The 15,478-nt window shown below is 36.2% G+C and carries 12 protein-coding genes; 2 read left to right on the plus strand and 10 right to left on the minus strand.

The genetic code is table 11. The features are described 5' to 3' along the window. Window positions 1-5: 5 nt before the first annotated feature. The 3 genes from W908_RS07870 to polA all read right to left on the minus strand — a co-directional run bounded on the left by W908_RS07870 (window position 6) and on the right by polA (window position 7,767). Window positions 6-3,182 carry a UvrD-helicase domain-containing protein gene (locus W908_RS07870; RefSeq protein ID WP_053820641.1) on the minus strand — a complete coding sequence of 1,059 codons (3,177 nt, stop codon included), beginning with the start codon at window positions 3,180-3,182 and terminating at the stop codon, window positions 6-8. After that, window positions 3,179-4,927 carry an arginine--tRNA ligase gene (argS, locus tag W908_RS07875; RefSeq protein WP_053820642.1) on the minus strand — a complete coding sequence of 583 codons (1,749 nt, stop codon included), beginning with the start codon at window positions 4,925-4,927 and terminating at the stop codon, window positions 3,179-3,181. Before argS ends, W908_RS07870 begins: the two co-directional genes overlap by 4 nt. A gap of 107 nt (window positions 4,928-5,034) precedes the next feature. Further along, window positions 5,035-7,767, minus strand: a complete 2,733-nt coding sequence (gene polA / locus W908_RS07880; RefSeq protein WP_053820643.1) for a DNA polymerase I — start codon at window positions 7,765-7,767, stop codon at window positions 5,035-5,037. Between the two features lie 115 nt (window positions 7,768-7,882). Between polA and W908_RS07885 the strand changes: the two genes are divergently transcribed. Together W908_RS07885 and dapD are read left to right on the plus strand one after the other, a co-directional pair. Then, window positions 7,883-8,602 carry a metal ABC transporter ATP-binding protein gene (locus W908_RS07885; protein WP_020023801.1) on the plus strand — a complete coding sequence of 240 codons (720 nt, stop codon included), beginning with the start codon at window positions 7,883-7,885 and terminating at the stop codon, window positions 8,600-8,602. 56 nt (window positions 8,603-8,658) lie between these two features. Beyond that, a complete protein-coding gene (gene dapD, locus W908_RS07890) occupies window positions 8,659-9,474 on the plus strand; it encodes a 2,3,4,5-tetrahydropyridine-2,6-dicarboxylate N-succinyltransferase (protein ID WP_053820644.1) in 816 nt (271 codons plus the stop codon). Between the two features lie 66 nt (window positions 9,475-9,540). Here dapD and W908_RS07895 read toward each other — a convergent pair whose 3' ends face one another. The 7 genes from W908_RS07895 to mnmG form a co-directional block, all read right to left on the minus strand. Continuing rightward, window positions 9,541-9,759, minus strand: a complete 219-nt coding sequence (locus tag W908_RS07895) for a hypothetical protein (RefSeq protein WP_020023803.1) — start codon at window positions 9,757-9,759, stop codon at window positions 9,541-9,543. 213 nt (window positions 9,760-9,972) lie between these two features. Then, on the minus strand, window positions 9,973-10,191 hold the full coding sequence (locus W908_RS07900) for a hypothetical protein (protein ID WP_020023804.1): 219 nt from the start codon (window positions 10,189-10,191) through the stop codon (window positions 9,973-9,975). 166 nt (window positions 10,192-10,357) lie between these two features. After that, window positions 10,358-11,200 carry a 4-hydroxybenzoate octaprenyltransferase gene (ubiA, locus tag W908_RS07905; RefSeq protein ID WP_053820645.1) on the minus strand — a complete coding sequence of 281 codons (843 nt, stop codon included), beginning with the start codon at window positions 11,198-11,200 and terminating at the stop codon, window positions 10,358-10,360. Continuing rightward, entirely contained in the window at window positions 11,197-12,120 is a 924-nt protein-coding gene (locus W908_RS07910) for an RluA family pseudouridine synthase (RefSeq protein ID WP_053820646.1), read from the minus strand. Before W908_RS07910 ends, ubiA begins: the two co-directional genes overlap by 4 nt. 4 nt (window positions 12,121-12,124) lie before the next feature. After that, on the minus strand, window positions 12,125-12,895 hold the full coding sequence (locus tag W908_RS07915) for a TatD family hydrolase (RefSeq protein WP_020026280.1): 771 nt from the start codon (window positions 12,893-12,895) through the stop codon (window positions 12,125-12,127). Window positions 12,896-12,904: 9 nt separating this feature from the next. After that, window positions 12,905-13,516 (minus strand): 16S rRNA (guanine(527)-N(7))-methyltransferase RsmG, encoded by a 612-nt coding sequence (rsmG, locus tag W908_RS07920; protein ID WP_053820647.1) that lies wholly within the window; start codon window positions 13,514-13,516, stop codon window positions 12,905-12,907. Beyond that, the gene (gene mnmG, locus W908_RS07925) at window positions 13,513-15,384 is read right to left on the minus strand and encodes a tRNA uridine-5-carboxymethylaminomethyl(34) synthesis enzyme MnmG (protein WP_053820813.1); all 1,872 of its coding nucleotides are present in this window, start codon (window positions 15,382-15,384) and stop codon (window positions 13,513-13,515) included. Before mnmG ends, rsmG begins: the two co-directional genes overlap by 4 nt. Between the last annotated feature and the right edge of the window lie 94 nt (window positions 15,385-15,478).

The following is a 15,478-nucleotide window of genomic DNA, read 5'->3' on the forward strand; positions in this document are numbered from 1 at the left end:
TAGCTTTATAGAAATATTAACTGGCTGGCTGCTGGACAATAGAGTGCCGATTTTGATGGAAGCTGAAAAAACTCTTCAAGAACGCCCTTGTAGTTTTCAATTTGCCCCTGGTGAGCATTTTTTTGCCTCTCAATAAATGCATTAATATTTTCACCTTCATGAAGAGAGGAGGTCTTAAAGTCTATAATCCACAAAACTCCATCCTCAACAAATAATCGATCAACAATAATCGTTTGGGTTGAGTTACTAAATTCTGACTCAACTTCTGTTGACTCTCTATACTTAAAAATCCACTCAAAGTTTTTATCACGCTTGGTATTTTTTAGGAGGCTTAAAATTGTATCAGACAAAGAATTGAGTAATCTTGATGGCACTCCCCTCTCTCTAAGCATTGTATCAACACTTAGCGATGATGGATTAAATTCAGCGTGCTCTAGATAGAAGTGAACAATAGTACCCAGAGCACCTTGATAAATTAAATCAAATGCTTTTGGAGAGTTGTTTAAATCATCTACATAGTTTTGCTTTCTAACCAGAGGTGGCATTAAGATTTTGTTGCGCAGGAGTTTTGGAGGTTGTTCTATTTCTAAACTAGACTCATTTTGACTATTGATATGAATGACATTGTCCTCATAGTAGTCACTCAATAATGATAGAAATGAACCAGTTGTAGGCTTTCCACTTTTTGATAGAGCGCCTAATAAATGGACTTCTTGTTTGGCCCTACTCATTGCAACATAAAGGAGCCTCATTAACTCAAAGTGTGATTGTTGCTTCTTTAAATACTGCAAGTATAGATATGTCTCACTCTCGCTATCTTCATCTGTCGGCTTTATGGGAGCCAATAAAACATGATTATCTGAAAACTCTTGCATTTGCATTAATGGAAGGTTGTCATTCCTGCCCTTTTTGCCTAAACCAGGAATAATGACTATATCAAATTCCAAACCCTTGGCTTGGTGGATAGTCATCAATTTCAAATTTGAACTTCTTGATGGTGCATATAAATCTTGAAGCATTGACTCAATCGTTTTGATATTCAAAACTTGATTCGACTCACAATGATTAAGTAGTTTAAGAAACTGAGTTTTAATATTTTTTTCTTGCTCTTCTAAATAATGGTCTTTATAAAGCATTTCTAATACAAATGAAAAGCGCTCAACAAAGGTAAATTTACCCTCAGAAAAAATGGCTTCTTTTGTAGCCAGGAAAATGTGTTGTGCCCTTTTGATCCCATCATCACTCAGATTTTGAACTGACTCTACATTCATTAATTGATTAAAAATGGTTTGATCTGATGTCTTACTAAGCGCCAATAAGTCTTTTAGTTTCAGGCCACACCATGGAGCCCTGAGGATTGAAAGCCATGCTAGCTTATCGCTCAAACTAAGAAGAGCCCTTGTTAAACTTAATAAATCCCTAGTAAAAAGATTCGATCGAAGGGACTCAGTCTTTAATGATTCAAAATTTATATTATTTTTTTGAAGCGCTGAACTCACTTGGCTTAAATGAGATCTTGATCTGACAAGAACAGCTATTTCTTTCTCTTGATTTCTAAGAAGAGATTGTTGAATAATTTTTACTATCTCTTCTGCCTCTTCTTGATCCTGATTTGGACTAAATACATAAAAGGATATAGCATTTTTTTGCTCTTCTTTCGAAAATGGAGTCGATTTTGAGTAATGAATAGAACCAAGAATTAAATTATCTTCATTTGGAAAGATGTTAGCAAAAATCTCATTATTTTCTCTAACAATACTTTGAGTTGATCTAAAGTTAGTACTTAAAATGAGGGGTTTAATGTCAAGGTTCGCAATACCACTTCTGACGACCTCAAGAAATATTCCAACTTGTGACTCTCTAAACTTATAGATAGACTGCATTGGGTCACCAACAAAAAAAATGGTTTTACCGTCATCCTGCTGCCAACCTTCGACAAGCTTTTGAATTAAATTTAATTGTGAATAAGAAGTATCTTGAAACTCGTCTACAAGGACATGTTTAATTTGATAGTCTAGTAACAAAGCGATGTCAGTTAATTCCTCTCGAGTATCAAGCGCATTTATCGCCTGCAAACTGACTTCAGAGAAATCTTGAAGGCCTTTTTCATCAAAAATAACTTTAAGCTCTGCAACGCTCAACTTTAGTACCTGTGCTATGTCAGTAATATATTTTTTTGTAAATTCAGGAAAGTGTTCACTGGGTAAATTATGTAAATTAATGAGCAATTTTTTAAGCTCAAACTCAGAATATAGGCCATCAATAAATTTTCTTAACTGATTTTTTTCATCTTTCATTTCAGCTGGGAAGCCAATAGTTACATCAATTTTCTTTCTCCAGTTTTTTGAACTTTTTGTAATCAGAATATCAGCAATAGCCCTCCAATCCTTTAAGTCTTTAATACTTGACCCAGGGAGTTTTGAAATCTGTGAGATATCTTCCCTCTTGCTAACCTTTAACAGACTAAAAAAATTATCTCCAAGAGCATTTTGAGCAATACCTCGAAGATCTTCTAGATAGTCAGTTATTAATGTTTTTGAGATGCTCTCCAGTGAGCTGATATCTAAAGCGCCATCAATGAATAGCCTTGGTAGCCATTGTTCTCTTTTAGCAAGCATCTCCTCTATGAGGCGATAAAATCTATCAACATGATTATCAAGAGATAGTAAGACTGAGGAAACGCTTGATTTATATTCATCATCATTGATCAATAGCAAAGTATTTTCTGCGGCCTGACGATAAATAAATTCGTACTCATAGGAGTCGATGATTGTTCTGTGGGGAATCAATTGATCAAGAGATGGGAACCTTGAAACTATCAAATTAGATAATGAATCAATGGTAATGACTTTCAGCCGTGAAGGGTGCCTAAGAAGGTCCCAGTTTCTTTTCTTTGATTGATTTAAAACCCGTAAAGCAAGATTATAGGTTATAAGTTTATGAGGCTCCTTAGGTGGCTCCACTTGTGCATCACTTAAAGCACTTACAATTCGGAGCTTTAACTCATCGACTGCCCTATTAGTGAATGTCATAACTAAGATATTTTCTGGTTCTTCAGAAGAGCCCAATAATTTTAAATATCTTTGCGTGATAAGTTCAGTCTTTCCAGAGCCCGCTGGGGCTTGAACAATAAATGAGCTCTCAATATTTAACGCTTGGTCTCTTTGTTTTTGATCATTCACATTGACTCAGGAGCGCCCACCCCAAGAATAGAGAGTCCATTTCTTAAGATCTGTTTCGCTGCATGAATAAGTGATAGTCTAGCTTGAGTCAGATCTTGGTCTTCCAAAATAAATGTGCAAGCATTATAGTAACTATGGAACTGAGTAGCTAAGTCACGGAGATAGTAAGCAAGTTGGTGGGGCTCATACTGAATCGCTGCCGACTCAATAACACTTTTATAACGACTAAGCTCTCTTAGAATATTTTTTTCAACCTCTTCTGTTAAAAGGGATAAGTTCGCATCTTCAAGATTTGACTCAAAACCTTTTTCATTTGCTTGTCTAAAAACAGAGCAAATTCGTGCATGTGCATATTGAATATAGAAGACTGGGTTCTCATTTGTTTTTGATTTAGCCAAATCTAAATCAAAATCCATATGCTGCTCGGATTTTCTAAGAATGTAAAAAAAACGAGCTGCATCATTTCCCACTTCCTTTCTTAAATCTTCAAGAGTTACAAAAGAACCACTTCGAGTTGACATTTGTACTTTTTGGCCACCACGATATAGATTAGCAAATTGAACCAACAGAATTTCTAATTTATCAGGTTTATGACCCAAGGCTCCTATAGAAGCCTTGACCCTTGGGATATAGCCATGATGGTCCGCCCCCCAAACATTAATAATTTTGTCGTAACCACGCTCTAATTTTTCAAGGTGATAAGCGATATCAGAAGCAAAGTAAGTATGATTTCCATTGTCACGAACGACAACACGATCTTTTTCATCTCCATAGTTTGTCGTTTTAAACCAAAGTGCCCCATCTTTTTTATAAATATGTCCACTATCTTTTAGTCTTGTAATGCAAGACTCTGAAAGACCACTATCGATTAATGATTGCTCTGAAAACCATTTTTCAAAGCGCACTCCAAAATCAGCAAGATCATCTTTTATACCACCAAGAATACTTTCGATACCGACTTGAAAAATAGTCTGAAAATTGTCGCCTAATAAGTCTTTTGCTCTGACAATTAACTCATCAATATGGGACTCTTTGTCTCCACCCTCAATGCCATCTTTACAAATATTTTCAAAAACTATATCTGCACTCTGTTTAAAAGACTCACCACTTTCAACAACAATACTATCGGCAATATCATTGATATATTGGCCTTGGTAACCATTATCAGGAAATCTTATTTGCTCTCCACAAAGGGATAAGTATCGTAAAAATATGCTCACCGTTAAAATATCCATTTGTCTGCCGGCGTCATTTACGTAATACTCATTATCAACCTTAAAACCAATATTTCTTAACAAGTTAGATACTGTCGCACCATATGCTGCGCCTCTTCCATGGCCAACATGAAGCGGTCCAGTTGGATTGGCTGAAACATACTCTAAAAGAATACTTTGGCCTTTACCAATTTCTGATTTACCATACATTTCACCCAGCTCAATAATCTCACTTACTATCGAGGTACTGGATGCATCCGAAAGGAAAAAATTAATAAACCCAGGGCCAGCAATTTCAGTTTTTTTAATAAAACTTGCATCCTCTAGTTGATTAACAATAATTTTTGCAAGCTCAAGAGGGCTGGTTTTGGCTTGTTTGGCAAGCATCAATGCAATATTAGTTGCATAATCACCGTGACTTTTGTCTTTTGTATGATCGAGCCTTACTTTAGGGGGCATCTCATTAATTAGCCCTTCATTAATAAGATCCTGGATACATTTTTTAAGTAAGTCTTGTAATTGATCTTTCATATAATCTTGCGAATGATTTCTATTATTTTCTAGATTAGTATTTTCTTAATATTAAACTAGGCTCAAATTATACTTTCAGCGTCCGCTGTAAAACATCTACTTTAAAGCTAATGAGCCTCTTGCCAATTTGATCCAATACCAATATCAACCTCAAGGGGGATGTGCAGCTTTAAAGCATTCGACATCATTAATTTTATTTTATTTGCATACTCATCAGCCTTTTCAGAGTTGATCTCAAATACTAACTCATCATGCACTTGCATAAACATCTTGATCTCATGGCCTTCTGAATCAATCCAATCCTGAATATTAAGCATTGCTTTTTTGATAATATCAGCAGATGACCCTTGCATAGGAGCATTAATAGCAGTCCTCAATGCATGCTGCTGAAGCATTTTATTTTTAGAATTAATTTGAGGCAAATAAAGCCTCCTACCTAATACTGTCTCAACATATCCCTGAGATTTCGCTTTCTCTTTTGTCTCATTCATAAATTGAAGGACACCAGGATAATTTTCAAAGTAGCCATCTATATATTGTTTGGCTTCCGTCCTTGAAACATCGATTTGTTTAGCTAAACCAAATGCACTCATTCCATAAATTAGGCCAAAATTAATGGCTTTAGCCTTTCGACGCTGATCTTTAGTCACCTTAGAAATTTCTGTATCAAAAACCTGAGAAGCGGTTGATCGGTGGACATCTTCATTATTATTAAAGGCAGTGAGTAAGTTTTTATCCTCTGAGATATGGGCCATAATCCTCAATTCAATTTGAGAGTAATCGGCAGCAAGAATAATGCTTCCCTTATTAGCGATAAAAGCGGACCTAATTTGAGCACCCTGTTCGGTTCTTATTGGGATATTTTGAAAATTAGGCTTTGATGATGAAAGTCGGCCAGTTGCGGTTACAGCCTGATGATATGAGGTATGCAGTCGACCTGTTCTTCTATTGATCTGTTTAGGAAGTGCTTCTAGATATGTAGAATTTAACTTTGTCAGAGTTCTATAGGAAAGAATTAAGTCAACTAAGGGATGATCTAACAACTTTAATGCTTCTTCATTTGTGGATGGTTGGCCTTTGGCTGTTTTCTTTTTTGGCTCAAGCCCAAAACCCTCCTCACTAAATAATATTTGTTGTATTTGCTTAGGCGACTCCAGATTAAACTCATCACCTGCTACTTCAAATGCCTTTGATTGAATGCTAGCCATCTCAGCCTTTATTTCAACTTGCTGATTAAAAAGAGATGTCTCATCTAAAAGTGCACCGTTCCTTTCCAGTCTGAGCATGACCTTAATTAATGGAATTTCAATACTCTTGTACAACGCTACAAGCTTAGGAAAGGATTGAAGTTTTAGCTCAAGTAAATTATTAAGTTCATTTGTCACAATTACATCCTCACAGGCATATGGCATTGCCTCATCAATACTGACCTGATTAAAGGTTAATTGTTTTTTACCGCTTCCAGCTACATCTGAATAATGGATTGTAGTGTGATCTAAATAATGCAGCGCCAAGTCATCCATGTTGTGGCGACTTGCTACTGAATCCAAGCAATAAGATTTAAGCATTGTGTCATCAACAATTCCATTGAGCTCTATGTCGACATTAGCTAAAACATGGGCATCATACTTTAAGTTCTGACCAATTTTGCCTATTACCTCACTTTCTAAAATTGACTTGAGAGAATTCAATACCATATATCTTGGAAGCTGCACTGGAGCATCCAAATAATCATGGGCCACTGGGACGTAATAACTGCTCTTTTCAATAAGGAAAACGAATCCAACGATTTCGGCCTCCATATAGTCAAGACTATTTGTCTCAAGATCAAATACAAAGGACTTGCTAGAGGATAACTTCGATAATAACAATGTAAATTCATCTTCAGTGAGCACTAACGATTTAGTATAGTCATCCATCGATATTTTGGCATCAGTGTTTGGAGATTCTGGTATCTCTTTTTCTTGTGAATTAATTTGAACAGTCTCATTCTTTTCATCTAACTGCTTTAACCACATAGAGAAGCCAAACTCTTTGTATAGGGCAATTAATTCTTCTGTATTTTCTCCAGGCTCCTCTTCTAAAATATCAAAAGGCAGCTGAACATCAAACTTAAGTTGAACTAATTGATAAGAGAGGTCTAATAAATCAAAAGATTCCCTAAGTTTTTCACCTACCTTACCACCAATCTTCTCAGCATTGGCTTTGACTCCTTCAATATTAGAATATTGCTCAAGCCATTTAGATGCAGTCTTAGGCCCAACACTCGGCACACCGGGAATATTGTCTGCAGAATCACCTGTTAAAGCGAGCAGATCTAAAATTTGATTAGGATTAACTCCCATTTTTTCTTTGACATCAGCTTCACTATATAATTTCCCTTTCATATCTAGTTGCTTAATATTTCCACCGACAAGCTGGAAGAGGTCTTTATCACCGCTTGCAATGATTGTCTCAATATCACTTTGAGCTGCAAATCTTGACAATGTAGCAATGACATCATCGGCCTCAACACCTTCAACACATAAGAAATGGAAACCCATAGCGCGAATAATTTTATATAGAGGCTCTATCTGAATAATTAAGTCATCATGAGCGGGACTTCTATTTGCCTTATAGTCAGGAAACATTTGATGGCGAAAATTGGACCCTTTCGCATCAAATACCATTATGAGTTTTGCTCCTTGGTACTTTCTTTGTAGGTGCTTAATGGCATTCACGACGCCAAACATTGCTCCAGTAGGAAAACCACTATCATTGGTTAAATTCTGAGATATAGTTGAAAAGTATGAGCGAAATAAAAACGCTGAACCGTCAACTAAAATGAGTGGGTGGGCCATGTCCAAATTTTACATCTAAACTAAGTTTTGTTGTTCTTGAAAACTAAGTTATAAATTTGCTATTTCAAAATATATATATTGAGTCTGTATATAAATTGTTATATAAAATGTAAAGATGTCTGACGCTCTAATTACACTTAACAATATAAGCCTAAGCCATAATGGAAAAAATGTCCTTGATGATGTTAGCTTTAAACTCCATGAGGGTGAATTTATAACATTAATAGGCCCAAATGGAGCTGGCAAAAGCTCTTTAATTAAAGTCCTGTTGGGCGTCATTAAGCAGGACTCTGGTGATATAACATATACTGATAACATTAGACTAGGCTACACACCTCAAACTTTTTCAGCCAATCCTTTTATACCGATCTCTGTAAAGGATTTTTTAACCTTAAATCAAAAATTAGACTCTGAATTTATGCTCAAGACTTTTGAGCTAACAGGAATAAAGGATTTACTTAAATCCCCTTTAAAAAACTTATCTGGCGGTGAATTGCAAAAGGTATTGTTAACAAGGGCACTTCTCAACAAGCCAAATGTTTTAATACTGGATGAGCCTGCTCAAAATCTTGACGTTGATGGGCAAATGCAGCTTTACAAGTTAATTCAAGACATACATCAACAACAAAATTGCGCGGTTCTAATGGTATCCCATGATCTCCATAGAGTTATGAAAGAGTCAACTCAGGTTTTATGCCTCTATCACCACATTTGCTGTGAAGGACTTCCAGAGTCAATTTTAAAGGATGAGAAATTTAATGACTTATTTGCTGATCAAATCAATGATTTAATGGCAACTTATGAGCATCATCACAACCACCATCACGAACATTAAATAGCTTTAAAAGCAATGTAAATGATATAATTCTTCCTTTTTTTAAGCTAAGAATTATGAAAAATATTATTGAAGCAGCTTTTGAAGATCGTAACCATCTCACACCAGAATCAGCTAGCTCTGAGGTCAAAGAAGCAGTTAATGAAGCAATACATTTGCTTGACTCTGGAAAGGCTAGGGTTGCAGAGCAAAAAGGCATTGGTGATTGGGAAGTCAATGAGTGGCTTAAAAAAGCAGTATTACTATCGTTTAGACTTGCGGACAATGTCCCCATGCCCTCTGGGTTTACACAGTACTTTGACAAGGTTCCATCTAAATATGCTGAAACTACTTTAAAAGAATTTCAAGCTTCAGGCGTAAGAGTAGTCCCGCCTGCAACTGCAAGAAGAGGCTCATACATCGCCCCAAATACGGTCTTAATGCCATCTTATGTAAATATTGGTGCATATGTTGACTCTGGAACAATGGTTGATACATGGGCCACAGTAGGATCTTGTGCGCAAATTGGTAAAAATGTCCACCTTTCAGGTGGTGTTGGTATTGGTGGGGTATTAGAACCTTTGCAAGCGAGTCCAACTATTATTGAAGACAATTGCTTTATTGGAGCCAGATCGGAAGTAGTTGAGGGTGTCATTGTTGAAGAAGGAGCTGTTATATCGATGGGAGTTTATATTGGCCAATCAACCAAAATTTTTAATAGAATGACAGGTGAAGTCAGTTATGGACGTATTCCAGCTGGATCAGTTGTAGTTTCAGGCAACCTTCCCTCTACTGATGGAAGTTATTCTCTCTATTGTGCGGTTATAGTCAAACAGGTTGACGCCAAGACAAGATCAAAAGTAGGCATAAATGAACTCCTTAGAGGAATTTAAATTTTGACTTAATTAGATTATAAAAAACCCGCCGTAAGGCGGGTTTTTTTACTAAGCTAGTATTGATTACTTAGTAAAGATCTTATACAACAAACCAACAGCAATTAAGCCGACCAAGTTTGCAGAACCAAGTCCCATAATAATATCTGTTAATCTAGCTATGACATCACCAGGTAGAAATGCAGCTTGACTACCAAAAATTATTTGAACAACAACTGCAAGTGCAATGATACTTACACCAGCTTCAGTTAATTTTTTTACCCAACCAATTACATTATCTAACATATAGTCTCCCCATTAATTTTAAGATAACCAGATTCTTCGCTGATTGTTAAACTTTTTATAGTATCGAAATCAGTGTGTCAAGTTTTCAAGACTCAGAATGGCTAATAATTAGCTAAGATCTTCTAATCTCAATTTAAATAACACAGAATTATTTCATTTATATATTAAAAAACCCGCCGTTAGGCGGGTTCTTCTTGAGTAAATATGAAATGTTTACTTAGAAAAGATGGTATACAACAAACCTGCTGTAATTAAACCAACTAAGCCAGCGCTACCAAGAGCACCAATCATATCCGTTAACCTAGCCACAACATCACCAGGAAGGAATGAAGCGCTTGAGCCAAATATTACTTGAACAACAACTGCAAGTGCTACAAGACCAACACCTGCTTCAGTTAATTTTTTAATCCAACCAGTTACATTACTTAACATATTTTCTCTCCATTAATTATAAAGATAATCAGCATCTTTGCCGATTGGTGGACTTTTTATAGTAATGAAATCAGAGTGTCAAGTTTAATTGATGAAAAAAACTAAAAAAAGAGCAAAAATGCTCAAAAATTGACTAGAAGTTGCAAAAAAACAACAAAATTTAACTTTATAGGGCCACAGATAAGAAAATCCCTGCAAACGCAGTCATACCAATGTAATTATTGCTTAAAAAGGCCAGAAAATACTGCTCATTTTGACGTTTTCTCATTAAAAACTGATGATAAGTCATGAAAATAGCAATAATTATTAAAGAAAAGTAATAAATTTGGCCTAATTTGAATATATTTCCCATCACTATAAAAATTAAAATGAGCAAGATTTGTAACAAAGTGATGATGATCTGATCGTACTTTTCAAACAAAATAGCGGTTGACTTTACTCCAATTTGGATATCTTCATCACGATCTGCCATTGCGTATAGCGTGTCATAGATCAGTGTCCATACAAGCGTTGCAAGAAATACAATTCCAGCAGTGATAGGCAATGAACCAGTTTGCGCACTGAATGCCATAGGAACACTCATACCAAATGCGGCCCCTAATACAAACTGAGGTAGGTTAGTCCATCGCTTTGTAAAGGGGTATAGCGATGCGAGAAATAGCGCTATAAATGAAAGCTTAATTGTAAGTTGATTAGTTTGCAAAACTAAAGCTAAAGCTATCAATAGCAATATAAAAAACAATATTAAGGCGGACCTTGGTGAGATTTGGCCTGAGGTGAGCGGCCTATCTTTTGTTCTTTTAATATATTTGTCGATGTTTCGATCGGCAAAATCATTAATAACGCACCCGGCAGTCCTCATAACGATAACACCCAAAGTAAATATAATCAATAAATCAAAATCTGGCCATCCACCTGCACTCAAAAAAAGTGCCCAATAGGTTGGCCATAGAAGAAGTAATATGCCTATAGGTTTATCTAGCCTCATTAATTGGATATATGCATTCATAATTTATTTAAAAATTCTTCTAGATCATTAGGTAATGGTGCTGTAACTTTTTGGATCTCATTGTTCATTGGATTAGTAAATGTAATAGTTTTTGCATGCAAAAATAATCGGTTTAAACCTTTCTTTTTCATAAACTGATCAAATAAGCTGTCTCCATATTTATTATCCTGGGCCACAGGATGCTTGGCATACTGAGCATGAACCCGAATTTGATGGGTTCTGCCTGTTTCAATTAGGACTTCGACTAATGATGCGCTGAAGTCTCCCAGTTGGAAATTTTTGATTGGATGGAAATGGCTTAATGATTCCTTGCCTTTTGAGTCAATAACGCTGTATCTAGAGTTTTGATAGATAGGCGCATCTATAGTATGTTTTTTCTTGCTCCAAGTATCTTTAACAAGTGCTGTGTATCTTTTTTCTAGTTCGTGATTTACCAGCTGTTCATGAAGTGATTTAAGAACTGATCTTTTTTTTGCAAGAATTAGACAACCCGAGGTGGCTCTATCTAATCGATGAACCAGCTCTATTGGCTCTTTATATTGTGACTTGAGCGCCTCAATGATTCCGATCGAAACTCCACTTCCACCATGAACGGCCATTCCATGCCTCTTGTTGATTACAACAAGTCCCTTGTCCTCATATAGAATTGAAGAATTAAGTAACGCTAGTAGGTCCTCAGATGGCTTTATATCTTTTGCTGAAGAAGTCCTGATTGGTGGAATTCGAACAACATCTTCTGAATTAAGTTTATAGTCAGCTTTTTTTCTACCTTTATTAACTCTTACCTCGCCTTTACGGATAATTCGATAAATTCGTGATTTTGGAACACCCTTAAGCTGTTTAATTAAATAGTTATCAAGTCTCTGACCAACCGAAAAATCATCAACAGTTATAAATCTTGGTGAGTCATGATTGATCATTAGTTTAGGTGAAGAATAGTCTATTGAAATTTTGAGTAGTTACTTTGGCAATCTCTGAAATACTTGTATTACGAATCTCAGCAAGTTTTTCTGCTACGTAATATGTGTAAGCCGGGCTATTAGGCTTACCCCTTTTAGGGACTGGGGTTAAGTAAGGAGAATCTGTCTCTACTAAGATTCGTTCAGCCGGAATTTTTTTAGCAACCTCTCTTAAAGATTCAGCGCTCTTAAAAGTCAAAATTCCAGAAAATGAGATATAGAATCCAAGATCTAGAGCAGCTTCAGCAGTATGTAAGTCCTCTGAAAAACAATGCATAACGCCTTTTTGAGCCTTCTCTTTAGAGAGCATTTCAATCGTATCCTCCTTAGAATCTCTCATATGGATAATCATAGGCTTACCAGAAACATTAGACGCTTCAATATGCCTCTTAAAACGCTCTCTTTGCCAATCTGCCTCATCTTTTCTAACATGGAAATAATCTAAACCAGTCTCGCCAATCGCAATAACCTTTTCTTTATCCGCATACTCCAATAACTCTTCTACAGATGGATCCTTACAATTTGTTTCTGTTGGATGAACCCCAGCGGATGAGTATATATTTGGGTAGGTAAGCGATAGATTATGAACTTGTTCAAAATGCTCCAAATCAATACAAACACATAAAAATTTAGAAACAGATAATTCACTTGCATGCCTTAGCATTGACTCCATACTTCCACCAAAGGCGTCTAAATCAACTCGGTCAATATGGCAATGGGAATCAACTATTTGCATAATAAAAAATTATATCTTAATTTCTAAAAGTGAACGATTATCTGAAACAAATGGAACCTGCAAAATATGTACTTTAGATTCCATATTTTCAATATTTTCTAAAGCGATATTGTCACCCTTCATTAATAAATATCGCCCATCATTAGCTATCAAATGCTTAGTTTTATTAACTGTATCAATCGCTGAAGCAAAAGCCCTTGAAGTTATTTGGGAAAACGATTCGGGGTAATTAAAAGATTCAACTCTAGTATTTATTACCGTTAAGTTTTCAAGACCTAGCTCAGTCTTAACTGTTTGCATAAAACGACACTTCTTTCCAACACTATCGATTACAAAAACATTGGTTTTAGGCTTCATAATTGCAATGATAATACCTGGCAAGCCAGCTCCAGAACCAACATCTAGTAATAATCCTGGTTTGATAAACTCTAAAATCGAGAAACTATCCAAAAAGTGTTTTTTTATAGACTCAAGAGGATCTCTTATGGCACTTAAGTTATAAACCTTGTTCCATTTATTAATAAGCGCATGATAATCTAAAAGTTGTCTAACCTGTTCATCTGTAAGTGAAACATCCATTGTCTTTGCGCCCTCGCAAAGCAATTTTTTGATCTCACTCACGACAATGTTTTATAAGTTTTGAGAAAGACCAATAATATTGAAATGGAAGCGGGAGTTACCCCTTGAATTCTGCTAGCTTGACCGATGGTTTCAGGTTTAAACTCGTTTAACTTTTGTCTGACCTCATTAGATAGAGCTTTAATCTCTGAATAGTCAATATCTGAGGAAAGTTTCGTATTTTCATTTTTACGATATTTTTCAATTTCATCTAGCTGTCTCTTGATGTAACCTTCATATTTAATTTGGTTTTCTACTTGCTCAATGATTAATCTATCCTCTAAAAAAGGCTTGGCGCTTTCGATTTTACTAAGAAGTTTGTAATCTATATTTGGTCTTTTTAGCAACGCTTCTAGACTGTACTCATGACTAAGTTTAATTCCAAGCACATCCTCAGCTTGGGCATCACTTGACTGAATCCAAAAAGATTTGAGCCGTTTTTTTTCAAGTGCTACTTGCTCATATTTGCCATTGAATGACTGCCAACGATTATCATCAATAAGTCCCAACTCTCTTGCTTGGGGGGTTAACCTTTCATCAGCATTATCCTCTCTAAGTAGTAATCGGTATTCTGCTCTAGAAGTAAACATTCTGTAGGGTTCAGTTGCACCCTTAGTGGTTAAATCATCAACCATGACCCCGATGTAAGATTCGTCTCGCTTAGGTATCCAAGGATTTTTTTCTTGTACTTGCAGAGCAGCATTAACCCCCGCAAGTAAACCTTGTGCAGCTGCCTCTTCATAACCCGTCGTTCCATTAATTTGCCCTGCAAAAAATAGACCAGAGATTTTCTTGACCTCAAGTGTTTGTTTTAATCCACGCGGATCAAAAAAATCATATTCGATTGCGTATCCAGGTCTCATAATCTTGGCATTTTCAAAACCCTTAATTGAGTTTACAAACTCTTCCTGAACATCATAAGCTAATGATGTAGATATGCCATTGGGATAAACCTCATGTGTTGTGAGGCCTTCAGGTTCAACAAAAATTTGATGAGAGTCTCTTTCAGAAAATCTAACCACTTTATCCTCTATTGATGGGCAATATCTCGGACCAATTCCTTCAATTTTTCCACTAAATAGTGGAGAGTCCTTTAATCCATTCGTGATATGCTCATGAGTTTTAGCGTTAGTATGAGTTATAAAACAAGAAATTTGCTTTGGATGATCTGATGATTTACCCATAAAAGAAAAACTAGGTAATGGAGTATCACCCTCTTGTTTTTGAAGAAGACTATAGTTTATGGTTCTTCCATCTAGACGTGGTGGTGTTCCAGTTTTTAGCCTTCCTACTCCCAAATCGTATGAACGCAACCTTTCTGACAAAATATTGGCTGGAGCATCACCCGCTCTTCCACCCTGATAATTTTGTTGCCCAATATGTATGATTCCACCCAAAAACGTACCAGAAGTAAGAATGACCTTATCAGCAAAAAAGTCAAGCCCCATCTGGGTTATGACACCCTTTACTCGGTTATTTTCGATAATTAAATCATCGACTGGTTGCTGAAATAAAGTTAAGTTGTCTTGGTTTTCGAGCTTCTCTCTAATAACACCCTTGTATAAAAGTCTATCTGCCTGTGCTCTTGTTGCTCTAACAGCGGGCCCTTTTGATGCATTCAGAGTTCTAAACTGAATGCCTGCTAAATCAATCGCTTGTGCCATTGATCCGCCCATTGCATCAATCTCTTTTACCAGGTGTCCTTTACCAATTCCTCCAATAGCAGGATTGCAACTCATCTGACCAAGTGTCTCGATATTATGTGTGATTAATAGTGTATCCACACCCATCCTTGCAGAAGCCAATGCAGCCTCAGTTCCAGCATGACCACCGCCGACAACAATCACAGGATAATATTTACTTTGGTTCATCTTTTTTTGCCTATCAATAAAAAAGGCCCGATTAATCGGGCCCTTCATTATACGCTTTAAGACTTTAACTTGATAAATTAAGTCATTGGTTGCT

Source organism: Candidatus Pseudothioglobus singularis PS1 (assembly GCF_001281385.1).
GTDB lineage: Bacteria > Pseudomonadota > Gammaproteobacteria > PS1 > Pseudothioglobaceae > Pseudothioglobus > Pseudothioglobus singularis.